We start from the raw sequence: 25,695 nt of genomic DNA on the forward strand, positions 1-25,695 counted from the left end.
AATAGTTTATATTAAGTTTGCGTAACTTACGTAACTTACGACTGCTATTTATTAAACGATAAAGTTAAGTTTTATCAACATTAAGTAAATTCACGCAATGTTTGATAGCTTCATTTGTGATAATAAAAAGGCCTCAGATGAGGCCTTTAACAGTGTATAAGCTTTAACGCTTAAAGCGTATTTTCAAACAACTTATAAATTCTACGATATTCATTTAACCAAGAACTTGGCTGTACAAAACCATGCGGCTCTACCGGATAAATAGCGGTTTCAAAATCTTGCTTTTCTAGCTCAATTAAACGTTGTACTAAACGTACCGTGTCTTGAAAGAAAACATTATCATCAACCATTGGAGCATTGATAAGTAAAGGTTTCTCTAGGCCTTCTGCAAAGTAAATTGGTGAGCTACGCTCATAAGCGATAGGGTCATCAGCGGGTGTATTTAAAATGTTGGCGGTATATCCGTGATTGTAATATGCCCAATCTGACACTAAACGTAATGCTGATCCAGATTGGAATAACTCGGGGTCAGTAAACATCGACATCAAGGTCAAGAAACCGCCATAAGAGCCACCATAAGTACCTACTCGTTTAGCATCAACATTGGCATTTTCAACCAACCAATTTACACCATCGCGCATATCTTGTACTTCTGGCTTACCCATATGTCGATAAATAGCGGTTCGCCAGTCACGGCCATAACCTTTTGATGCGCGGTAATCCATATCAATAACCACGTAACCTTGTTGTACTAACATGCTATGGAACATATATTCACGAAAGTAACCTGACCAACCTAAGTGTGAGTTTTGCAGGTAACCGGCACCATGACTGAACATTACCGCTTTATTTTTAGTGTTATTTTGATCATACCCTTTAGGTAAATACACTTTTGAATAAATAGGCTGCTCTTGGTGTGAAGACTCAATCGCGACTACATTGGGTGCAGACCATGGCATAGCCATAAACGTTTCAGATACAGTGTGAGTTATTTGAATTGCTTCGCTGTTGCTCGCTAATTCTTTAATATAAAGTTCAGGCGGCATGGTGATTTTTGAATGCTGAACTAAAAGTTTAGATTCATCTGGACTAAGGGCGTAATCATTCATGCCCCCTAAATCAGTTAACGCTTTGACCTTACCAGAGGCTAAATCAACGTTATAGATCTCATAAATTCCAGGATGTTTTTTATTAGCCTTAAAGTAAATTGTTTTCTCATCAGCAGATAGAGTTAAATCATTAACTTCATAGCTTCCTGATGTTAAAGCCTTGGCTTTGCCGTTAATAGGCTTAACATATAATTGTGCGTAGCCACTTTCTTCAGAAAGATAATATAAACTGCTAGAGTTACTTAACCATCCCATTTCGTTGAAGGTGTAATTAATCCAAGCATCGTCATGTAAACGGTGCTGAGAAACTAACGCTTTTTTCTCTAAATCAACGGTGGCAATCCAGCGGTCTTTGTTATCCCAAGCTTCCAACATTACAGCAACTTGCTTGCCATTTTTTTGCCATTGAATAGGATCCCAAGCTTGCATTACATGAATATTACGTGCTGATTTTTTAGAGGTGTATGTTTTTCCTTCACGAGCGTAGTTTTCTTTACGAACACTGGCGAGTACATCTTCATCAAAACCTGGCAAACTGTCGTAATTCAATAATGCTTTAGTGCCTTGGCTTAAATCGAGTATATAAAGTTGTTCAGCATATTGGCGGTTATCAGCGACACGGTTTCTCACCTTTTGTGCTTTAATATGGCCATCGCCAGCAATATAGTTAGGCATTATATCGCTGTCATTTCGTGCTGACTTGTCTGATGCAACACTTACTACTAGCTTATCGCCAGCAGGAGAAAGGCTAGCATGCACAACCTCGTTACCTTTACCGAAGTAAAAATTCGTTTGTGTTACAGTGCTATTTTTCACTCTTAACTGACGTTTTTGTTCTGCACGTAAATCTTTATTACGCTTTTGCAAAGCAATATATTCTATCAACTCATGCTGTTCGTTAGCGATATAGTTTGGGGTATCTGTGGCTGCGCTTTCACCATCAGACATTTTTAAATTTGCTAATTCTATAATTTTTTGGCTATTCATATCATGTGCGTAAAAAACATCATCCACACGATATGCAACATTGCCATTAGTTAGAAACATGGCTGAATATTCAACGGCAGAAGTATAGGTTAATTGCTGCACCGCTTGTGTAGCGAGCGTTTTAACAAAAACATTACCTTCAAAGGTATAAACTTCATGTGTTCCAGCGTTGTTTAATACCGCATTGGTGTCAGCCACAACATGCATTTGCGCTAACTTAACGGCGTCACCATTACCTTGGGTTGAAACATTTTTTTGTATTAAATCTCTTAAGGGATTACCCACTTGCTTTTGTTGATAATAAACAGTTTGGCTGTCATCGCCCCAGTACCATGATTCAGGAGAGCGACCGAACCAATCAGGATCAGACATAATTTTTTCTAGGGTAATTGTCGTTGCACTTGCCGCGCCTGCAGCAGATGTTGCTAAAACACTAACAGGCGCTTCACTGGTCATAGCATTATTATCTAACGTAACCTTTTTCTGAGCTGTTGATGCACATGCGGCTAAAGAAAAACTAATAGCAGCAGCAATTAATTGTAGTTTCATAGTTTATTTTACTTATATTGGTTTATTTATAAGGGGTCTGACTAAAGAATACTTATCTAAACGATTAAATAACTGTTAATAAATACGTTAATACTGTGAAAGTTATAAATTTGTTCATCAAAATAATTACGCCTAGTTATACTAAGCTATGACTAAATATTCAATAAAACTAAGCGTTAACACGACCAATAACGAATTTTATAAGATGAAAGCCTGTCAATATCAGAAACCACGTTAAGCTTATTTAGGCTTAAGCTTTTATCTCTGTTATAATCGCGCGCCTTATCAATGTGAATGTACTGTAAATGATCATTGTTAGGCTATAAACGTGAATAAAATCACGCGAGTCTCTAGTATAAAAATTAATTTAGGTAATGTATGAACTTAGCTCCAACCCAGAAAACAACACCAAAACTATTCGATTACCCTAAGTATTGGGCAGAATGTTATGGCACTGCGCCATTTTTGCCGATGTCTCGACAAGAAATGGATGTGTTAGGCTGGGACAGTTGCGATATTATTCTTGTAACTGGCGATGCTTATGTTGACCACCCTAGCTTTGGCATGGCGGTTATTGGTCGTATGCTTGAGTCGCAAGGCTTTCGCGTTGGCATAATTGCTCAACCTGATTGGAAAACCAAAGACGCTTTCATGCAACTAGGTAAACCTAATTTATTTTTTGGTGTAACCGCCGGCAATATGGACTCGATGATCAATCGCTACACCGCTGAACGCCGTATGCGTCATGATGATGCCTACACGCCTAACGATGAAGGTGGCAAACGCCCTGACCGCGCCGTAACCGCTTATACCCAAAAATGTAAAGAAGCCTACAAAGGCGTGCCTATTATTATTGGTGGTATCGAAGCGAGTTTACGCCGGGTAGCTCATTATGATTATTGGTCTGACAAAGTGCGTCAATCGGTACTGTTTGATTCGAAAGCTGATTTACTTATATACGGCAATGCCGAACGTCCGCTTATTGAAATTGCCCATCGCATTGCCAATGGCGACGATGTTAAAAACATTACCGATGTACGTGGTAGCGCATTTTTAGCGAACCAAGTACTACCGGGTTGGAAAGGCATTGACTCACGTAGTATTGATAAGCCTGGGAAAATTGACCCTATTTATAGCCCTTACCAAGATATGACCTCGCCTGATTGTGCAACAACATCGGCCGATGCTGCAGCTAAAGCCGCTGAAGAAATGGTAACAAATGCAGCGGAAAAAGATGTAACGAAAACAGCGCAACCTATTCAGTTAAGTGAGTTTAGAGCGGCTGCCCATAAAAATGTGTCGTGGGCAGACAAGAAAAAACCATGGGAAACTACTTATATTAACTTGCCAACCTTTGAGCAAGTAAGAGACAACAAAACCCTTTATGCCCATGCTTCACGTATTTTTCATCAAGAAGTAAACCCAACGTCTGCCAAACCATTAGTACAAAAGCACGGTAGCCGCCTTATTTGGTTAAACCCGCCAGCAAAGCCGTTATCAGAAGCTGAAATGGATGGTGTATTTGGTTTACCTTATCAACGTGTACCTCACCCTTCATATGGTGATGCTAAAATACCTGCATACGACATGATCAAAACCTCAATCAATATTATGCGTGGTTGTTTTGGTGGTTGTACTTTCTGCTCTATCACTGAGCATGAAGGACGTATCATTCAAAGTCGTAGTGAAGATTCTATTATCGCTGAAATTGAAGATATTAAACTGAAAGTACCGGGCTTTACTGGCGTTATTTCCGATCTTGGCGGCCCTACCGCCAACATGTACAAATTGAATTGTAAAAGTGAGAAAGCTGAAGCAACTTGTCGTAAACCGTCATGTGTTTGGCCAACTATTTGTGGTCACTTAGATACCGATCATACTCCAACCATTAATTTATATCGCAGAGCGCGAAAAGTTAAAGGTATTAAAAAAATTCTTATTGCTTCAGGCGTGAGATACGATTTAGCGATTGAATCCCCTGAATATGTTCAAGAGCTAGCAACTCATCATGTGGGTGGCTATTTAAAAATTGCCCCTGAACATACCGAAGAAGGGCCATTAAATAAAATGATGAAGCCTGGTATGGGCAGCTATAACAAGTTTAAAGAAATGTTCGATCATTACTCTAAACTTGCCGGTAAAAAGCAATATTTGATCCCCTACTTCATATCAGCGCATCCAGGTACTACCGATTTAGACATGGTAAACCTCGCATTATGGTTAAAAGAAAACGACTTTAAGCTCGACCAAGTACAAAATTTCTATCCGTCGCCTTTGGCAAACGCTACAACGCTTTATCACACTGAAATAGATTCATTGCGCAATGTAAAAAAAGATAGCGCGTCTGTATCCGTACCAAAAGGCACAATTCAGCGCCGTTTGCATAAAGCGATATTGCGTTATCATGATCCTGCTAACTGGGGCATTATTCGTGACGCTTTAACAAAAATGGGCCTTGCAAGAAAACTCATTGGTAGTAAGCCTGGTTGTTTAGTACCTAATGAAACAAGAAATGAAAGCCAACAGGTGCATTATAAAAATAACGGCAAAGGTAAAAATAATGCCTTAGGCAATAAAACCTCGCCGGGCCAAGAAAAGCGTTATGGTAAAAAGCCAGTAACCGCTAAAAAAGCTAAACCTGGCGATAAAGCTAAACAAGGTTTAACACGTTTTTCTGATAATCAATTTAGTGACAGAAAACCGACAAGCCCTGTAAAGAAAAAACGTAGTAACAATCCGCGTTAAAGTTTAAGTTATTAATCTATTGATAAAAGTCAAAAAGCCTAGCGTTATCGCTAGGCTTTTTTTGTTTGTGCTCCAGATAGAAACACCTTAAAACATTGTTCACCCAAACGTGATAGATACAGTTGTCCTCTCGAAATTGTGGGTTCACCCTCGCTTAATAAAATATCACAACATCAAAATCTTAAATGGGTATCATCCTAATTTCTAAGAATTATTATTTTTATAGGTTTGAGTGAAAGAATTAAATAGTATTGCCTGTCCTATATTTTCAGGTATGAAAACTACGTCATAAAAAGTCTCATCTATTTGACGTTTTCAAAGCTACTGCACCCATAAAACTCTTTTTAGAGCGTTAAGTCACAGTAACAGCTCTGTATATAACTTGATTTAGTGGATTTTATATTCTGAATGGAAGATGCTGTTTAAAAAATAGCTACCCGTTTAAATCACTTAACAGTGTAAGCCATTTGCATGCTGATAGTAGCTTCGATAGTTTATGTTTTAGGCGAGGTAACAACTTACGCTCATTTGCTACTTATTTGTGGTGGGCCATATAAAACTTGGGCTAATCTAGTGAAATAAAGCTATGAGAAAGCGTTAAATATATAATTATTAGAGGTACATAATGGAATTTACAAATAAACGCACAATGCTAATTACGGCATCTTTATTATTGGTGTTGGCGATAACACAGGCTATTTTTACTGCTCTTTACACTGCTGAAATTAGTTTTTCAAGGCAGTTTGCATGGGGGCTAGAAGCATTGATATTTACTGTTCTTGTCGCCTTTGCTGGTGCAGCCATGGTGCAAGCAAAAAATTGTCAACTGGGATGGTCGGCTATTGCCTTTAGTGCTGTACTTAACATCGTGCAGGTGAGTATTGGCCTGACTTTGTTTTCATCATTTGGAAAAGTTGCAGGTGAAATTGAAGGAGCGCAACCTTTAATTGGTGGCGTGGTTGCTTTGTCTTTCATGATTTACTATGCAGCCAAAGTATTATTGGGGTTAGCAGCACTTGTTTTTGGAATGACAAGTATAGCTAAAGGTGGCAAAGCGATAGGAGGCCTTACAGCGTTAGCGGGTGGGGTTGCTATGTTTGCCAATGGCATTTTAATTACCTTTGGGCGTGATGGTTTTCTTCCATCTGGTGTCGCTGGCGCCTCGGGCATGATTGCGACGTTACTTCTAGCGATATGCTTGATAAGTATTTACCGTAAAGAAGACTAAAACTTAATACCTCACGCGTGAAGTAGTCTTTATAAATAATGTATAAGCATCGGTGCATAGTGAATATACCGATGTTTGCATTTGCATTAGCCTTTGCCAAAAATAATTGCATGGACACCCCGTCTACATAAAATAAAGTAAAGTAAAGTGTCACATTAAAATTTTAAATGGGTAATGAGATTCTCGCCCATTACGGCGTCAATACGCAAAACAGGTTAAAAAATAAAAGCACACCAGAAAAATTTTATTAGTATTCACTTAAACCTACCTGTATAAAAATCATTTTGAAAAACAAATTATAATGACTAGCCTGATAAACTTTCTGAGCATTAGTAATATGAAAGTTCAATGAGTAGCTTAAAGCTTATAATAATTATTCTACCGAGCGACTAATTGTTACTTTACCCCCTTCAAAGCGTCTTTTCTTTGCTATTACAGTCCCCTTCTATTTTCGTATTCTAGATTAAGTAAAGTTAAGCAAGTGCTCTACTTTCGCTAATCATTAAACACCTGTATAATCGCGCGCATTATTTACATTTTTAAAGTATGAGTTAACGCTTTAACTTAACTCATCTAAACACTCGCTACGGAATTCATATGTTAGCTGCAAACAATATTACCCAACAATTCGGTGCTAAACCGTTATTTGAAAACATTTCACAAAAATTTGGTGGCGGCAACCGCTATGGTTTAATCGGCGCCAATGGCTGTGGTAAATCAACCTTTATGAAAATTTTGGGTGGTGATTTAGAGCAAACATCTGGCAACGTTGCCTTAGATCCAAACGAGCGCATTGGTAAACTTCGTCAAGACCAGTTTGGCTTTGAAGCAACTTCTGTTGTTGATACTGTAATCATGGGTCATACCAAGTTGTGGGCGATAAAAGAAGAACGTGACCGCATTTACGCCTTACCAGAAATGAGTGAAGCTGATGGTATGCGTGCCGGTGATTTAGAAGCTGAATATGCTGAAATGGACGGTTACAGTGCAGAAAGTCGCGCTGGCGAACTATTAATGGGTGTAGGTATTCCTGTTGATCAACATTACGGTTTAATGAGTGAAGTTGCCCCTGGTTGGAAATTGCGTGTGTTATTAGCCCAAGCACTATTCTCAAACCCCGATATTTTATTACTTGATGAGCCAACCAACAACCTCGACATACATACCATTCAATGGTTAGAAGAAACCTTGAACGCACGTGATTCAACCATGATCATCATCTCGCATGACCGTCACTTTTTAAACAGTGTTTGTACCCATATGGCTGATTTAGATTACGGTGAGTTACGTGTATTCCCAGGTAACTACGACGAGTACATGTTAGCGTCTACGCAAGCTAGAGCCCAATTGATGTCTGACAACGCCAAGAAAAAAGCACAAATTGGTGAACTACAAGCTTTCGTGGCGCGATTTTCTGCCAATGCATCAAAAGCAAAACAAGCCACTTCTCGTGCTAAACAAATTGATAAAATTCAATTGGCCGATGTAAAGCCATCAAGCCGTGTTAATCCGTTTATTCGTTTTGAACAAGAAAAGAAATTATTCCGTAATGCCCTTGTTCTCGAGAATCTAAACAAGATCTTTGATGATAATAAGGTTTTAACTGACCTTAATATGATGATTGAAGTAGGCGAACGTGTGGCTATTATTGGTCAAAACGGTATTGGTAAAACAACATTTTTACGTACCATGATGGGCGAAGCTGAGTATCAACCCACGTCAGGTTTATACACTTGGTCAGAAAACGTTAACATTGGTTACTACGCACAAGATCATAGCCATGAATTTGAAAATGATATGACCTTATTCGAATGGATGAGTCAATGGCGTCAACCAACCGACGACGAACAAGCCGTTCGTAGTTATTTAGGGCGTTTATTATTCTCAGCTGATGACATTAACAAGTCAGTGAAAGTGCTTTCTGGTGGTGAACAAGGACGTATGCTTTTCGGTAAAATAATGATGCAAAAGCCTAATATTCTTGTTATGGATGAACCGACTAACCATATGGATATGGAATCTATTGAGTCACTAAACATGGCAATGGAGCAGTTTGAAGGCACTATTTTATTCGTCAGTCATGACCGTGAGTTTGTTTCAAGTTTAGCGACGCGTATTATCGAATTAGAAGATGGTGGATACACTGACTTTGCAGGTGGCTACGACGAATATTTAGCTTCTCAAGTATAGACTTAGCTCACATTTAGCAATGCTTAACAAGGTATCATGATCTTATTATGATACCTTTATTTTTATTTAACGTTTATTAAAGGAGCTACTGTGCTCAGTTATCGCCATGCTTTTCACGCCGGAAATTTTGCTGATGTTTTAAAACACTCGGTATTAACCTTAGTACTCGAATATATGACCCGAAAAGAAAAAGGCTTTTATTATATTGATAGCCATTCGGGTGCAGGTATGTATCAACTAGCCGATGAATATGCACAAAAAACAGGTGAATATAAAGATGGTATTGCCAAATTAATCGAGCAACAAGATTTACCTGAAGCCATTGAGCCTTACATTGATTTAGTCAAAGGCTTAAATCGTGATCAAGATGAACTTTCTTTATATCCTGGCTCTCCTGGTATCGCTCGACAGTTTACCCGACGTCAAGACAGCGCACATTTATTTGAACTTCACCCTACTGACATTGAGCACTTAAAAGAATACAGTCAGCGTTGGAATAAGTCTCATGTTAAGCAATCTGACGGTTATCAAGGTGTTTTAGGCTTAGTACCACCACCAAACCGACGCGGTGTAGTGTTAATCGATCCGCCTTATGAATTAAAAGAAGATTACTTAAAAGCCGTTCGCACTATCGTTAATGCTTATAAGAAATTCGCAACCGGCACTTACATTTTATGGTACCCGATTGTTAAGCGTGAACTAGTTGAACAGATGCAAGACTCGTTCGTAAAAAGTGATGTACGTAATTTATTACAAGTAGAGTATTGCCAACAAGCTGATACACAAGAATACGGTATGACAGGTACAGGATTATTTATTGTAAATCCGCCATGGCAATTAAATAGCCAATTGAATGAAATACTTCCTTATTTAAAAACCCATTTAGGTAGCGAAGAAAGTTCGTATTTTGTGAAACAACTTATCGATGAATAAGTCGTTTTAACAAATTAGTTTAGAATAAACGTAGCTGAAACTTAAGGTAAGTTATTTGCTGAATGACTTACCTTAATTATAGTTAATACTGCCAACACTTATTGAACTACTATTCGCGGATCATAAGGGTTGGAATCACACCCTTCGACATTGACTTCATAATAATAGTCACCATCATTTTTTATTTTACAACGAACCTTTCCATCACGACCTGCACTGTAGTCACACCTTTTAAAAGGCGAACCATCAGTAAAGTTGATATCGAATTCATCACCTGTACTTGTTTGCCAAGAAATGTATTTCTCTTTTTTGGAACAGACACATTCGGGATCATTCTTACAGGGGTTTTTATCTGCAGGGTATAACAAGGCGCAGTTACTTTCATGGTCTGATGGAACCACATTTATTGCGCAATGTGTAGATGGGTTAACTTCAATTATTAGCTGCCTATCTTTGTTACTATTCGCTGCCATTGCGAATATAGAGCTAGACGCGATTAAAAACATTAATACTTTAACCATCGTACTTATGGGTTTTACTTTTAGCGTATTCATTGAATCTTCCTTATTCAGGTTAATAACATCAAATAACTTCTTTCAACCAATGTTTATAGTCGTAAAATTGCGGGTCTGCCAATAAAAGCTTACTTGGGTAGCCTAAATTAATAGCTTTTTCAATAAACGACTTCAAAATATCTTCATCGAAACAGTTAATGGAAACGATTGCTAAGTCGTAATAAATATAAGGGTCTTTTAGGTTGTGATTAAGCGCAATGTTTTGGTGTTTTTTTGCTTGTTCACATTGTTTTAATTCAGAATAATAACGAGAAATGAGTGCTTGAATATTAGGATCTTTATCATTAATTGTTGCATTTTTTTTCGCTAACTTAAGACCATTTTCGTAAGCAGAGTTTGCCTTTTCTGTACTATTTTTACTGTATTTATATGCGTCACCTAAATTACCCCAAACTGTTGGGTCTAATGGAGATAACTCAGCACTTTGTAAATACATTTCGACCGCATTCTCATACCGCTGCATAAAAAATAATACGGTACCTAAATTTGAAAAGGTTACTGCAGTGGGTTTAATGGCTAATGATTTTGACCAAGCAATATTAGCTTGTTCGAAATCAAGCACCAGATAATAAACTGCGCCCAGCGCATTGTAGGCCATGGCAGTATTTTTATTGATTAAAATGACTTTGTTAAATTGACTTATCGCCTGTTCATAACGACCTGAGTAAAATAAAAACAACCCATAATCATAATAATTTTGCCAATTACCCCGTTCTAAATCAATGGCTTGTTGATAGAAATTTTCAGCTTTATCACTTTGCTCTTGTTTAGCATATAAAGCCGCTAATGATATATGTACCTCGCTTGATGTTGGCTTAATCAACCTTGCTTTGTTTAGATGTAGTTCAGACTTTTCATATTGGCCATTAACACGATACAAAGTACCTAATGCTAATTGAGATTCAAAAGATACAGTTTCATTACTTGCAATTAACTGACAAACATTCAGTGCCTTCTGGTATTCATTTGTATCATCGTTAAGCAAGTATTTATCTAAATAGGTCTGGCATAATGCTGACGATGCTTGAACAAAATCAGGGTCTAATTGCAGGGCATTAATAAATAGCTCCTCTGCTGCAATTAAACTTGCCATACTTTTTGAATTTCTATATTTTTCCTTACCTTGCAAGTAAGCATCGTAAGCAGAGAAGTTTTCTGTCGGCATATAATTAACATTATTAACTGACTTATCACCCACGACCACTAAATGTAATGCGCTTATAATTTTGCGCGACAGTTCATTATAAAGTAAAACCAAGCCATCGAATGACCCTACAGATTCATCCGACCAAACTTGAAAGCCGGTAACTACATCAGTCATGATAGTATTAATAATTAAAGTATCTTTTACCGTTTTAGATCTTCCTTCAACAATATATTTAACCCCCAAGTTATTTTTAATTTGTTCAATACTTGCTTCAGGATCCAAAGCATTAATTGCCCGAATAGAGGCGACTTTAAAAACAGGCTTTAAGGCTAATAAGTTAATCAGTTCTTCTTGTAAGCCTGTAACAAAGTATTGATGATTATCAGTAGCTGAAGTATGAAATGGAAGAATTGCTACTGCATTTTCAATTACATTGACTATCGGTACCTTATTTTCCAGCGTCATATTAAGTGGTTGAATGGTACTTTCCGTTTCTATTTTTTTAATTAAATGAGTAGAAATGTAATATATAAAAAATAAAATCAGCAAAACAAAAAAACTATCAACAGCGAATTGGCGATAAATAAATTTAGGTTGTTTATTATCTTCATTTGCAAATTTTTTTCTAAGTTTAAACTCCTTAAACCATTGAAAACTGATCACAATAGGAAAGCCTACCACTAAAGCTAAGGCGGCTAACTTCCCTCCCCATGTTGGTACATCAAAAATAGGTAATACAATTGAAAATACTTGTAATAAAACCCAAGAAACCACTAAATATGCCGCGCTAGCGTTAATAAGTCGGCTACTTTTTAATAATGAAAAAGATAACTTCCATTTTTTGGCTGAGTGTCCACTTTGTTCTAGATCATCGTTAGAGAATGGCCAAATGCTATTAGTAGAAATTTTCTCTGTTGGTAAAAGCATACGGTAGCCTTTACGAGGGATTGTTTGAATATATGTCGGACATTCTTTGTGGTCATCAAGCACATGTCTAATTTCACTGATGATATGAGTTACATTAGTTTTTGCTGCATGATTATCGCCCCAGCCAAAAGCTAGAATATCCTCACGAGAGACTATTTCACCATTAGTTGAAGCTAAAAATAGTAAAACTTCCATCGCCTTGGGTGCTAAATGGTATCGCTGACCATTTCGGATGATTACACCTAAATCAGGCTCTACTACAAGACTGCCTATTTGGAAGCCTTGATGAAGCTCAGTATCTACACTGAAGTGCTGATTAACGGCTCCTAATAAAATGCTAGCTTCTTGTTCATTGTTGGTTGACACGTATTGTAACCCTACAAGAAAGAGTACAGCTTGCCTATTGGCAACTCTTTATAAATTTAATGGATTTTAAACTGTTATTAGTATTGTTTATATGAGAAAAAATAGCGAATAGCTGAATATGATAATGCAGCATTCAATGGCTTTATTTGGCATTATTTTCATAGAAGATAGTATTCGTAAATTGAATTTATGAGAGCTTAAAGAATGGAATGTATTTTTAATTTCATGCTATAAAATAGAAAACCCACTTTCCTGTTTTATTTTTTATTAAAATTAAACAGGAAAGTGGGTTTGTAGGTATTATTAGCTAAACTCGCTATTGAAATTTAATCGACTTCATCAACATCATTATTTTCAATATTTTGTGGAGCAACCGTTTGCTTGCGTTTTAATACAGGTAAATCTCCAGCATCTTGCGCTAAAAAAGTATTTTTCACATTTTTCTTTGGCTTTGCTTTTTTAGTTACTACAACCGACTTTTTACTGTCTTTGGTTTTGCTATCAATTATTGGCTTTTTAGGTTTTATTCCTTTGAATTTAGCTTTTAAGCCTTCAACAGTATCAAAACTTAATTTTTGTTGTAAGAAGCCTTCAACGTTTTTAAAACTTATCCAGTCTTTTGGTCCAACAAAAGAAATAGCATCGCCCGTACTACCTGCTCGGCCCGTACGACCAATACGATGAACAAACTCTTCGGTGTGCTTTGGCATATCGAAATTAATAACGTGAGAAACATTAATTAAATCTAAGCCTCTAGAAGCTAAATCCGTGGTGATCAAGATTTTTTGTTGGCCTTTACTAAAGCCATCCATTATCTGATTACGTTGGCCTTGGTTAAGCTCACCACTGAGGGCTACGGTACTAAGCCCTTGCTCAGATAATAAAGTAGAAAGCCTATCAGTGTCAGCACGAGTTGCCGTGAAAATAATCATTTGTTGATGATTCTCTGTGGCAATAAAGTGCGCAAGAAGCTTTTCTTTATGGCTTAAATTATCACAAAGATAAAAACGTTTGGTGATATCTTTGTGTTCAGTATGAGCACTACCAATAGCGATACGTTTTGGTTTTTTCAATAATGCTAAAGCAAAATCATTAACTTGTGCATGGTCTAAAGTTGCCGAAAACAGTAACGTTTGACGTTTACGGTGATCAGCTGCTTTATTAATTTGTGCCAACTGTTCTGCAAAGCCTAGATCTAGCATGCGATCAGCTTCATCAAGAATGAGCAATTCTAAACCACTAAGATAAAAGTGACCTTGCGTTAAGTGATCTGCTAAACGACCTGGCGTTGCTACGATAAAATGAGGGTCTTTCTCAAGTACTTTTACTTGGTCGTTAAAGTTTTCGCCGCCAAGAATAAGAACTGCTTTGAAAGCTGAACCTGAAGTAAACATTCGTAATTGTGTAAAAACTTGTTTAGCTAATTCTCGGGTTGGCGTTAATATAAGTACACGAGGATCTCGTTTGCTTAATGCACGATTCTTTGACAATCGCTGCATGGCAGGAATAATAAATGCTAACGTTTTACCTGAGCCTGTTTTAGATGATGCTATTAAATCATGACCAGTCATAGCAGCAGGAATTGCTTGCTGCTGGATCTCAGTAGGTGCATTAAAACCTAAATGTTCTACTGTTGACATTATTTTACTATCTAAACCAAAATCACTAAACTGCAAGCTTACTCTCCACGTTAATTAACTGGTGTTTTATTATTACATTGACACATAAAGATATTCATTGGCTTATTATAACCTGTAAACTTCAACATTAAGCCAAACTATTTAATCAATAAGCAAAATATTTTACTACTGGGTTTTTGATAACTATTTATCTACGTTTTATATTGTTAATAAATAAACTTCATCGTGTCACTTACTGCGGATTAAAACAAATAAATTAATGAATATGAAGCTCGAATCATCGCCGTACAAAGTTGTAGAAGCGTTAAAATCAGATAAAAAAGATATTATGAGGTTTTATAAATCACAACAATACTCTGCTAGATTTATTGGCAAAGATCATTGCTACATAGTTAAACTTAATAACAAAATTGTAGCGAGCGTTATATTATCTGCAGGTCAAGTATGTGGTGATTATTGGTTATTACATGGCTTAGTTATTGATAAAGTAATGCGTGGTAAAAAAATAGCGAGTGTGATTTTACAAGCAATTATAAATAGTGAACATCTTGGATCTAAATTCAAAAAGATAATCTGTTTCGCTGATGTTGCATTACAAGGGCTTTATATAAAGAATCTCTTCGTTACTTATAATTCTACTGCCGAAATAAAAACACTACCGCAAGAGCTCAGGCAACGACTTAACCGTTATCAAAGCAAACAACCAAACCTTCACTGTTATTTATATAGTAACCACTCTGGTATCACTAGCCAAAATTAACCCACTTACGTTTCTACTTATGACGATTAACACCTTGCTAGTTGGGTACTGTAAAATATCAGAGAGTTATAGAGATAATGTTAACCATAGCTATTTATAAAATTATGTAAGATAGCGTTTAGTCGCTACCAGGGTGTTTTTCAATAAACAAGCGATGGTCATCGGTCCTACACCGCCAGGAACTGGTGTAATTGCACCACACTTAGTAACGACATTATCGTAGTCAACGTCACCAACTAATCTGGTTTTACCATCTTCGGTTATAATGCGGTTAATGCCTACATCAATAACCGTAGCTCCCTTTTTCACCCAATCAGCTTTAACAAACTGAGCAATACCAACAGCAGCTACTAAAATATCTGCTTGCTTACACACTTCATCTAAATTCTTTGTTTTTGAATGAGCAATCGTAATCGTACAGTTTTCTTGCAAAAATAACATAGCGACAGGTTTACCAACAATATTAGAACGACCAATAATGACAGCATGTAAACCAGTTAAGTCTTCACCTATATGATGTTTAGCTAGTAAAACACAACCTTGAGGCGTACATGGAACGAGTGCATTACTTTCACCATTAAATAATCTACCTGAGTTAACCGCATGAAAGCCATCAACATCTTTATCTGGGTTAATAGCGGAAATAACAGCACTTTCATTTAGATGCTTTGGTAAAGGTAATTGAACGAGAATACCATGCACACTAGTATCATTATTAAGTTGTTCTAATTGCTGCAATAAATATTGCTCAGTGGTATTAGCAGGTAATAATATCTCGTTAGAGATCATACCAACCTCTTGCGTTTGTTTAACTTTATTCTTAACGTAAATATGGCTAGCGGGATCGTCCCCAACGATAATGACAGTCAATAAGGGTTGTACACCGTGTTTCGCTTTTAACTCGGCAACTTCAACAGTTAATTTTTCTCTTAATTCTTTGGCTATTAACTTTCCATCTATATTCATTATGATTCACATTTTCCATCAAAAATAAGGGAGGCAACTGCGCTAAAATAAAACGCTGATTAATAGCTTATCCTATGTAAAATAACTTTGAATTAAAAGCACTTAGATAAAAATTTAAAGATTAATAAGATATAGAATAGTAGAACAACGTAGTCGAGAGAATAAAAGTGGTCATGTCACACTATAGTTATTTTATTTTTAACCACCATTTGTATTTTATAAACGACAGAAAGCAAAAAACCCGTTACATCAGTAACGGGTTTCTATAAATAGAAGCATAGCAATGACGCGCAAGTCCTACATGGATGTAGGTTAGTAGAGTAATGCAGGAGCAATGATGTGCAGGGATGCACTAATGCCGTGAGCACATGGATGTGCAGGAACGGCGTCCCTTTCACATAACGAGTTTTAGTTTATAAATTCCAGACAGCAAAAAGCCCGACTCTTTCGAATCGAGATCTTCTTAATAGAAGCCTAGCAATGACGTGCAAGTTCCTACATGGATGTAGGTTAGTAGAGTAATGCAGGAGCAATTACCGAGATGCACTAATGCCGTGAGAACATGTATGTGCAGGAACGGTGTCCCTCTCACATAACGAGTTTTAGTTTATAAATTCCAGACAGCAAAAAGCCCGTCACTATCGTAACGGGCTCTTCTAAATAGAAGCCTAGCAATGTCCTACTCTCACATGGGAACTCCCACACTACCATCGGCGCTAACACGTTTCACTTCTGAGTTCGGAATGGGATCAGGTGGGGCCATGTCGCTATTGTCGCTAGACAAAAAAGGTACAATCTTGAAAGCTGTTCATTAAGACGTGTCTCAATGATAATAAATACGTTTTTTTTCTCTTATTCACACAATTGTCATGCGTGATGCGTGTATTCCTACACTTTTGTCAAACTTCATACAACAAAACCACTTGGGTGTTGTATGGTTAAGCCTCACGGGTAATTAGTATTGGTTAGCTCAATGCCTCGCAGCACTTCCACACCCAACCTATCAACGTTGTAGTCTCCAACGACCCTTTAGGGAGCTTAAAGCTCCAGTGAGAACTCATCTCAAAGCCTGCTTCCCGCTTAGATGCTTTCAGCGGTTATCAGTTCCGAACGTAGCTACCGGGCAATGCTATTGGCATAACAACCCGAACACCAGCGGTTCGTCCACTCCGGTCCTCTCGTACTAGGAGCAGCCCTCTTCAATTCTCAAACGCCCACGGCAGATAGGGACCGAACTGTCTCACGACGTTCTAAACCCAGCTCGCGTACCACTTTAAATGGCGAACAGCCATACCCTTGGGACCGACTTCAGCCCCAGGATGTGATGAGCCGACATCGAGGTGCCAAACACCGCCGTCGATATGAACTCTTGGGCGGTATCAGCCTGTTATCCCCGGAGTACCTTTTATCCGTTGAGCGATGGCCCTTCCATACAGAACCACCGGATCACTATGACCTACTTTCGTACCTGCTCGACGTGTCTGTCTCGCAGTTAAGCTGGCTTATGCCATTGCACTAACCGTACGATGTCCGACCGTACTTAGCCAACCTTCGTGCTCCTCCGTTACTCTTTAGGAGGAGACCGCCCCAGTCAAACTACCCACCAGACAGTGTCCCCAAGCCCGATAAGGGCCCTAGGTTAGAACATCACGCATACAAGGGTGGTATTTCAAGGTTGGCTCCACCGCATCTGACGACACGGTTTCAAAGCCTCCCACCTATCCTACACATGTAGGAGCAATGTTCACTGTCAAGCTATAGTAAAGGTTCACGGGGTCTTTCCGTCTAGCCGCGGGTATACGGCATCTTAACCGCAATTTCAATTTCACTGAGTCTCGGGTGGAGACAGTGTGGCCATGATTACGCCATTCGTGCAGGTCGGAACTTACCCGACAAGGAATTTCGCTACCTTAGGACCGTTATAGTTACGGCCGCCGTTTACCGGGGCTTCGATCATGAGCTTCTCCGAAGATAACCCAATCAATTAACCTTCCGGCACCGGGCAGGCGTCACACCGTATACGTCATCTTTCGATTTTGCACAGTGCTGTGTTTTTAATAAACAGTTCCAGCCACCTGGTTACTTCGACTCTCCTGTGCTTACTCCGCAAGGGATTCACACGAGAGAGCGTACCTTCTCCCGAAGTTACGGTACTATTTTGCCTAGTTCCTTCACCCGAGTTCTCTCAAGCGCCTTAGTATTCTCTACCTAACCACCTGTGTCGGTTTGGGGTACGGTTCCTATATATCTGAAGCTTAGAAGCTTTTCCTGGAAGCATGGCATCAATGACTTCAACTCCGTAGAGTCTCGTCTCGTATCTCAGCGTTGAATGAAGTCCCGGATTTACCTAAGACAACCGCCTACATACTTTCACACGGACTACCAACGCCGTGCTCACCTAGCCTACTCCGTCCCTCCTTCGCAATATATAGAAGTACAGAAATATTAATCTGTTTCCCATCGACTACGCGTTTCCGCCTCGCCTTAGGGGCCGACTTACCCTGCCCTGATTAACATGGGACAGGAAACCTTGGTCTTTCGGCGGGGAGTTTTTCACTCCCCTTATCGTTACTCATGTCAGCATTCGCACTTCTGATACCTCCAGCAAGCTTTACAACTCACCTTCAACGGCTTACAGAACGCTCCCCTACCACTTGAACCTAAGTTCAAATCCGCAGCTTCGGTGACTAGTTTAGCCCCGTTACATCTTCCGCGCAGACCGACTCGACTAGTGAGCTATTACGCTTTCTTTAAAGGATGGCTGCTTCTAAGCCAACCTCCTAGCTGTCTATGCCTTTCCACATCGTTTCCCACTTAACTAGTACTTTGGGACCTTAGCTGGCGGTCTGGGTTGTTTCCCTCTTCACAACGGACGTTAGCACCCGTAGTGTGTCTCCCGCATATCACTCATTGGTATTCGGAGTTTGCAAAGGGTTGGTAAGTCGGGATGACCCCCTAGCCTTAACAGTGCTCTACCCCCAATGGTGTTCGTGCGAGGCTCTACCTAAATAGATTTCGGGGAGAACCAGCTATCTCCCGGCTTGATTAGCCTTTCACTCCGACCCACAAGTCATCACCGCATTTTTCAACATACGTGTGTTCGGTCCTCCAGTTGATGTTACTCAACCTTCAACCTGCCCATGGGTAGATCGCCGGGTTTCGGGTCTATACCCTGCAACTAAACGCGCAGTTAACACTCGCTTTCGCTACGGCTCCCCTATTCGGTTAACCTTGCTACAGAATATAAGTCGCTGACCCATTATACAAAAGGTACGCAATCACCGGACTAAATCCGGCTCTCACTGCTTGTACGTATGCGGTTTCAGGTTCTATTTCACTCCCCTCACAGGGGTTCTTTTCGCCTTTCCCTCACGGTACTGGTTCACTATCGGTCAGTTAGGAGTATTTAGCCTTGGAGGATGGTCCCCCATGTTCAGTCAACGTTTCACGTGTGCCGACCTACTCGATTTCATGATAAGTTTATTTTCGTGTACGGGGCTATCACCCTGTATCGCTCTACTTTCCAGTAGATTCCACTAACTTACAAACCACTTAAGGGCTAATTCGCGTTCGCTCGCCGCTACTAACGAAATCTCGGTTGATTTCTTTTCCTCGGGGTACTTAGATGTTTCAGTTCTCCCGGTTCGCCTCATTAAGCTATGTATTCACTTAATGATACCCAAGTTACCTTGGGTGGGTTTCCCCATTCGGACATCTTTGGCTATAACGGTTTTTATCACCTCACCAAAGCTTTTCGCAGATTAACACGTCCTTCATCGCCTCTAACTGCCAAGGCATCCACCACATACGCTTAGTCACTTAACCATACAACCCCAAGTAGTTTCCTATTTGGTACAAGCAGGTGACAAAACCCGCTCAATTGTAAAGTCTGACATTTTCACGCACACAAAGTGTGTCTTGAATAAGAGTGGTAATTCATTACGATTAGTAAACTAAACGTAAATAAACTACCGGGTTGATTACGTTTCCGAGGAGGACCCGTAATCACCATCATTAACAGGCGATATTCCCGTTAACAACAGCTTGGTATTTATAATTTACAAACAACAGCGCGACACCGTGTTTGCCATATAAATACCGGTATTTATATCAGCTTTCCAGATTGTTAAAGAACTTGTCATTCACACGCATTCGGTGGTGACTTGGTTAAAAACCAAACTTAAAGTAGCTTAAAAAAAGCATAACTTAAGTTTGGTCTTTCAATTCTTAGTGAAGAAGTGGTGGAGCTAAGCAGGATCGAACTGCTGACCTCCTGCGTGCAAGGCAGGCGCTCTCCCAGCTGAGCTATAGCCCCGCAATGGGAAACATACTTTAGCTAGAACATAAACGCAGATTTACGTCAGTTGCAAGGCGGTTTATCGCGAAGTGTAGGTATTTCTACACGAGTGATGAACCAACGCCGCAAGTGGCGTAAATTGGTAGGTCTGGGCAGACTTGAACTGCCGACCTCACCCTTATCAGGGGTGCGCTCTAACCAGCTGAGCTACAGACCTATTTCTCTTTCAAGAATTTACGTCCGAAGCTAGCATGTTTGGACTTCTTCTAATTTGTTATCATGTAATTTGTGTGAACACTCGTAGAACCGAAGTTCTCATTAAGCTGTTTTACTTCAAGATAAGGAGGTGATCCAACCCCAGGTTCCCCTAGGGTTACCTTGTTACGACTTCACCCCAGTCATGAATCACAAAGTGGTGACCGTCCTCCCCGAAGGGTTAAACTAGCCACTTCTTTTGCAACCCACTCCCATGGTGTGACGGGCGGTGTGTACAAGGCCCGGGAACGTATTCACCGTAGCATTCTGATCTACGATTACTAGCGATTCCGACTTCATGGAGTCGAGTTGCAGACTCCAATCCGGACTACGACAAGCTTTGTGGGATTCGCTCCACCTCGCGGTATTGCTGCCCTCTGTACTTGCCATTGTAGCACGTGTGTAGCCCATCCCGTAAGGGCCATGATGACTTGACGTCGTCCCCACCTTCCTCCGGTTTATCACCGGCAGTCTCCTTAGAGTTCCCGCCACTACGCGCTGGCAAATAAGGATAGGGGTTGCGCTCGTTGCGGGACTTAACCCAACATTTCACAACACGAGCTGACGACAGCCATGCAGCACCTGTCACAGAGTTCCCGAAGGCACAAGTCTATCTCTAGTCTCTTCTCTGGATGTCAAGGGATGGTAAGGTTCTTCGCGTTGCATCGAATTAAACCACATGCTCCACCGCTTGTGCGGGCCCCCGTCAATTCATTTGAGTTTTAACCTTGCGGCCGTACTCCCCAGGCGGTCAACTTAGCGCGTTAGCTACGCCACCCACAGATCAAGTCTACAGACGGCTAGTTGACATCGTTTACGGCGTGGACTACCAGGGTATCTAATCCTGTTTGCTCCCACGCTTTCGTGCCTCAGTGTCAGTCTTTGTCCAGGTAGCCGCCTTCGCCACTGATGTTCCTTCCAATCTCTACGCATTTCACCGCTACACTGGAAATTCCACTACCCTCTACAAAACTCTAGCTTGCCAGTTCAAAATGCAGTTCCCAGGTTGAGCCCAGGGCTTTCACATCTTGCTTAACAAACCACCTACGCACGCTTTACGCCCAGTAATTCCGATTAACGCTTGCACCCCTCGTATTACCGCGGCTGCTGGCACGAAGTTAGCCGGTGCTTCTTCTGCGAGTAACGTCACAGCTAGCAGTTATTAACTACTAACCTTTCCTCCTCGCTGAAAGTGCTTTACAACCCGAAGGCCTTCTTCACACACGCGGCATGGCTGCATCAGGCTTTCGCCCATTGTGCAATATTCCCCACTGCTGCCTCCCGTAGGAGTCTGGGCCGTGTCTCAGTCCCAGTGTGGCTGATCATCCTCTCAAACCAGCTAGAGATCGTCGCCTTGGTAAGCCATTACCTTACCAACTAGCTAATCTCACTTGGGCTAATCAATGAGCGAGAGGTGCCGAAGCGTCCCCCCCTTTGGTCCGTAGACGTTATGCGGTATTAGCAGTCGTTTCCAACTGTTGTCCCCCACTCAAAGGCATATTCCCAAGCATTACTCACCCGTCCGCCGCTCGACGCCGAATAGCAAGCTATTCTCGTTTCCGCTCGACTTGCATGTGTTAAGCCTGCCGCCAGCGTTCAATCTGAGCCATGATCAAACTCTTCAATTAAAAATCGTTTGTGATGCTCACCTTAACTAACCGAAGTTGACTAAGAAAAGACATCTGCTCAATGAATTCTGTCGTGTCACTCTCTATCCGACTAAAGAAGAAAGTAACTACATAAAACGTATATTTAAACTCGAAAGTCTAAATGATACTTATTTTTTGTGTGACATCATATTAAGCTGTTTTTTTTGTTACCCGAAGGTAACTATGTAAAATCAACGTTAATGTGAGTGTCCACACAAATTGCATGATAACTAATTGTTAAAGAACGTTAGTTGATACTCGAAGTAAAAAACTAACCGAAACAAAATCTCATTCGCTTTGCTTCGTTGCTGCAGGCCTTGCCTGAAGCGAGATGCGCATTCTACGCAACTCAGTTTTAATGTCAACGTTTTATTTGAATTTATTTTAAAAGTTTTTAAAACTTTCAAAACCTCTCTTTAAAACGTTAAGTTAACCAATTCAGCCTAAACCGTGCTAGATAACTTATTAAAACAGTTCGTTGGGGTGACCCCTTGGAACTGGAGCGCATTTTAGAGATTTTTGACCTCACGTCAATACCTAAAGTGCATTTAATTTCGTAAATGTGTTTGTTTGCTTTTTAATTATACAATATGACGATAATTCAAGCTTAAACGATATATTCAATAGCTTGTTTTAGCTCATTGATGCGAATTACACCCTCAAGATTGTCTGTAGGTGACTCTTGAGTATAGCGGCTATCGACTAAAATTCTAGATTTTATACCTGCATTATCGGCTGCTTGCATGTCAGAAACTTTATCACCAATAAAAATACTATCCGCTAAGGTAATACCATACTCTTTCTGTGCTTGATTAATCATACCTGGTTCAGGTTTGCGACACTTGCATGGCATGACAAAGTTGTTAACGCCTTTTGTAGGATGATGTGGACAAAAGTACACTTTGGTTATCGTTACCTTGTGCTTACTAAATTCATCAACCATCCAATTCGATAATATTTCAAAAGTCGCTATATCATAATAACCTCGAGCTATACCTGCTTGGTTAGTTATAACGAATATTTGATAACCTTTGTCTATAGCTAGTTGGCATAACTCAAATATTCCTTCTAAAAATTCAAAATCTTCTGCTTTATGAACATAACCATGGTCTACATTGATGATGCCATCTCTATCAAGGAAAAGTGCTTTATTCATCATTACTTTCTTATTTAGTTGCTTCAAATACGCTATAAACTAGCAATTTACTCTGAAGGCATCGTTATATACAAAGTAAGTATTAACGATGCCTTGCTCTTAAGGATAAGAGCACGCCTGTGCTGATGACTTATATATTTAACAATTTAAGCTACACATTCGATAATGAGTATCGCATTTACATGCACAAGCCACCATCAATCTCTACAACACGTCCTGTGAAAAATTCATTTTCAATAATGTAGTTAACGGTATGAGCTATTTCATCAGCTTCGCCTAAACGACCAACAGGCTTCATGCTCTCTAAGCGTTGACGCATTTCAGGTTTCATTGCATCTGTCATTGCTGTGCGAATAACACCAGGAGCAATTGCACCAACACGAATACCATGGCGGCCAAGCTCTCTTGCCCATGTAACTGTCATAGCAACTACACCTGCTTTTGAAGCAGCATAATTTGTTTGACCCATATTACCGCCACGGGCAATTGATGACATATTGATGATCACACCTTTACGTTTGCCCTCAATCATATGAACAGCAGCTTCTCGTCCACATAAAAATACGCCCGTTAAATTAACATCAATGACTGATTGAAATTGATCTAGTGACATTTTTTTACTTACAACGCCATCTTTAGCTTTAACAAACATGCCATCACGTAAAATACCAGCATTGTTGATTAAGCCATCGATACCTGAGAAGTCATCATTAATTTTTACAAATATTGCTTCTACTTCACTTTCATTAGTTACATTTGCTAAATAGTATTTAGCTTGCGAACCTGCTTCTTCAATCAAGCTAACAGTGGTTTGCAATTGCTCTTCATTGAGATCAATAAGTGCTAATTTTGCGCCTGATTTCGCCAAGTTTAAGGCAATTGCACGACCAAGACCTTGTCCGCCGCCAGTCACTACTATAGTTTTACCGTTTAAATTCATAGTTAATCCTCTGTTTATCTTTTTATTAGTTTGTAACGTCGGCTTTAAACTACATAGGTATTAAATGAGTTAAAGCCGATATTAATAATTTATTTGCTTAGTTTTTTTAAAGGGGTAAAAAACCAAGTCAGTAATTCTGCCGGAATATCCTTGATGTTTTCATAGGTCCAGCGTGGGTTTTTATCTTTATCTATCAGCAGTGCTCGAACGCCTTCACTTAATTCTGGATACTGACAACAACGTAAACTTAAGTTGAGATCAGCGGCGAAGCACTCTGCTAAAGTGAGATCTTTACTCATTATTAAATGTTGATAGGTTATTATCGCCGAAAGCGGGCTACCTTTTTTCAGTTTTGCTTGTGCTCGCTGTAACCAGTCATTATCAGTTTCTAGGGCTGAAATAGCTTGATAGATATCTGCGCCATTATCAAAATCAGTCAATTGCGTAATCACCGCATGATGGTCAACTACGTTAGAGGGTATTAGTTTGAATGCTAGCTCACTTTGTTGAACAAATTTACTCAACGCTTGAGCTAGCAAGTCATAGTTTTCGTTATTACTTTGCCATTCAATATTACTCAGGTCTGCTATTACATCATTTTTAAAGCTACTGTTAATACCAACATTAGCTAAACCAATGTTTAACGCGTCTGCCGCATTAAAAATTGCGCCCGTCATGCCTAAAAATAACCCGATATTATTAGGCATTTTATTAAGAAACCAACTTGCACCAACATCGGGATATAAACCTATCGTGATTTCGGGCATGGCTAGCAAGGTTTTTTCGGTAACCACTTTATGACTCGCACCAGCAAATAAGCCAATACCACCGCCCATGATATACCCGTCACCCCAAACTAAAATGGGTTTAGTAAATTCGTGTATCAGTTGATCTACTTGATACTCTAGTGAGAAAAACTCATGCCCAAAAGATGCAATAATAGTTTCGTCATTGATTATACTAGCCGATGTTTGTGTTAAGTAATTCGACTCAATGTTAGCGCTATTTTCTCTTTCCTCTTTAAGCGCATGGCATAAGCTAACAACATCACCACCAGCGCAAAAAGCTTTATCTCCTGCCCCTTGAATAATTACCATGGCAATTTCATCATTGCTTTGCCATGCCAGTAGTTGTTTATGCAATAACACAAACATACTCATGTTAAGAGCATTAAGCGATTTTGGGGCATTTAATTCTGCAAATGCAATGCGCTTATTATTTTTTGTCTTTATTTCGCTAAATATTACCGGTGACATATTAATCCTTAACTTTGTAT

The 25,695-nt window shown here is 39.6% G+C and carries 13 protein-coding genes, 2 tRNA genes and 3 rRNA genes; 5 read left to right on the plus strand and 13 right to left on the minus strand.

Features of this window, described 5'->3' with window-relative positions; genetic code table 11:
- Positions 1 to 170: 170 nt before the first annotated feature.
- On the minus strand, positions 171 to 2,645 hold the full coding sequence (locus DBO93_RS10745; RefSeq protein WP_108456344.1) for a prolyl oligopeptidase family serine peptidase: 2,475 nt from the start codon (positions 2,643 to 2,645) through the stop codon (positions 171 to 173).
- Positions 2,646 to 3,023: 378 nt separating this feature from the next.
- Here DBO93_RS10745 and DBO93_RS10750 point away from each other — a divergent pair, with 378 nt between their 5' ends.
- The 4 genes from DBO93_RS10750 (at position 3,024) to rlmJ (ending at position 9,741) form a co-directional block, all read left to right on the plus strand.
- Positions 3,024 to 5,390 carry a YgiQ family radical SAM protein gene (locus tag DBO93_RS10750; RefSeq protein WP_108456345.1) on the plus strand — a complete coding sequence of 789 codons (2,367 nt, stop codon included), beginning with the start codon at positions 3,024 to 3,026 and terminating at the stop codon, positions 5,388 to 5,390.
- A 625-nt stretch (positions 5,391 to 6,015) separates the two neighbouring features.
- Complete coding sequence (locus DBO93_RS10755; RefSeq protein WP_108456346.1) at positions 6,016 to 6,618, plus strand: thiamine biosynthesis protein ThiC; 603 nt, start codon at positions 6,016 to 6,018, stop codon at positions 6,616 to 6,618.
- A 597-nt stretch (positions 6,619 to 7,215) separates the two neighbouring features.
- A complete protein-coding gene (locus DBO93_RS10760; protein WP_108456347.1) occupies positions 7,216 to 8,808 on the plus strand; it encodes an ABC-F family ATPase in 1,593 nt (530 codons plus the stop codon).
- 90 nt (positions 8,809 to 8,898) lie between these two features.
- Complete coding sequence (gene rlmJ, locus DBO93_RS10765) at positions 8,899 to 9,741, plus strand: 23S rRNA (adenine(2030)-N(6))-methyltransferase RlmJ (RefSeq protein WP_108456348.1); 843 nt, start codon at positions 8,899 to 8,901, stop codon at positions 9,739 to 9,741.
- A gap of 98 nt (positions 9,742 to 9,839) precedes the next feature.
- Here rlmJ and DBO93_RS10770 read toward each other — a convergent pair whose 3' ends face one another.
- From DBO93_RS10770 to DBO93_RS10780, 3 genes are all read right to left on the minus strand, one after another.
- Positions 9,840 to 10,295, minus strand: coding sequence for a hypothetical protein (locus DBO93_RS10770; RefSeq protein WP_108456349.1), 456 nt, complete (start codon positions 10,293 to 10,295; stop codon positions 9,840 to 9,842).
- A gap of 28 nt (positions 10,296 to 10,323) precedes the next feature.
- Entirely contained in the window at positions 10,324 to 12,756 is a 2,433-nt protein-coding gene (locus DBO93_RS10775; RefSeq protein WP_108456350.1) for a tetratricopeptide repeat protein, read from the minus strand.
- A gap of 326 nt (positions 12,757 to 13,082) precedes the next feature.
- Positions 13,083 to 14,432 carry a DEAD/DEAH box helicase gene (locus tag DBO93_RS10780; protein ID WP_108456351.1) on the minus strand — a complete coding sequence of 450 codons (1,350 nt, stop codon included), beginning with the start codon at positions 14,430 to 14,432 and terminating at the stop codon, positions 13,083 to 13,085.
- A gap of 229 nt (positions 14,433 to 14,661) precedes the next feature.
- On the opposite strand from DBO93_RS10780, the gene DBO93_RS10785 reads away from it, so the two are divergent.
- Entirely contained in the window at positions 14,662 to 15,156 is a 495-nt protein-coding gene (locus tag DBO93_RS10785) for a GNAT family N-acetyltransferase (protein ID WP_162533772.1), read from the plus strand.
- 102 nt (positions 15,157 to 15,258) lie between these two features.
- Here DBO93_RS10785 and folD read toward each other — a convergent pair whose 3' ends face one another.
- The 9 genes from folD to DBO93_RS10830 form a co-directional block, all read right to left on the minus strand.
- On the minus strand, positions 15,259 to 16,122 hold the full coding sequence (folD, locus tag DBO93_RS10790) for a bifunctional methylenetetrahydrofolate dehydrogenase/methenyltetrahydrofolate cyclohydrolase FolD (protein WP_108456353.1): 864 nt from the start codon (positions 16,120 to 16,122) through the stop codon (positions 15,259 to 15,261).
- Positions 16,123 to 16,788: 666 nt separating this feature from the next.
- Positions 16,789 to 16,903 (minus strand): 5S ribosomal RNA (gene rrf / locus DBO93_RS10795).
- Positions 16,904 to 17,056: 153 nt separating this feature from the next.
- A 23S ribosomal RNA gene (locus DBO93_RS10800) occupies positions 17,057 to 19,947 on the minus strand.
- Positions 19,948 to 20,361: 414 nt separating this feature from the next.
- Positions 20,362 to 20,437: transfer RNA gene (locus DBO93_RS10805), tRNA-Ala, on the minus strand.
- A gap of 122 nt (positions 20,438 to 20,559) precedes the next feature.
- Positions 20,560 to 20,636, minus strand: a tRNA-Ile gene (locus DBO93_RS10810).
- 122 nt (positions 20,637 to 20,758) lie between these two features.
- Positions 20,759 to 22,302 (minus strand): 16S ribosomal RNA (locus DBO93_RS10815).
- The 16S, 23S and 5S rRNA genes sit together here with 2 tRNA genes alongside, the layout of an rRNA operon.
- A gap of 628 nt (positions 22,303 to 22,930) precedes the next feature.
- On the minus strand, positions 22,931 to 23,482 hold the full coding sequence (gene gmhB, locus DBO93_RS10820; RefSeq protein ID WP_108456354.1) for a D-glycero-beta-D-manno-heptose 1,7-bisphosphate 7-phosphatase: 552 nt from the start codon (positions 23,480 to 23,482) through the stop codon (positions 22,931 to 22,933).
- 175 nt (positions 23,483 to 23,657) lie between these two features.
- Positions 23,658 to 24,419: an SDR family oxidoreductase gene (locus DBO93_RS10825; RefSeq protein WP_108456355.1), complete on the minus strand. Its 762-nt coding sequence runs from the start codon at positions 24,417 to 24,419 to the stop codon at positions 23,658 to 23,660.
- 89 nt (positions 24,420 to 24,508) lie between these two features.
- Positions 24,509 to 25,675: an enoyl-CoA hydratase/isomerase family protein gene (locus DBO93_RS10830; protein ID WP_108456356.1), complete on the minus strand. Its 1,167-nt coding sequence runs from the start codon at positions 25,673 to 25,675 to the stop codon at positions 24,509 to 24,511.
- Positions 25,676 to 25,695: the final 20 nt, after the last annotated feature.

This window comes from Colwellia sp. Arc7-D (assembly GCF_003061515.1).
In the GTDB taxonomy this organism is placed as follows: domain Bacteria; phylum Pseudomonadota; class Gammaproteobacteria; order Enterobacterales; family Alteromonadaceae; genus Cognaticolwellia.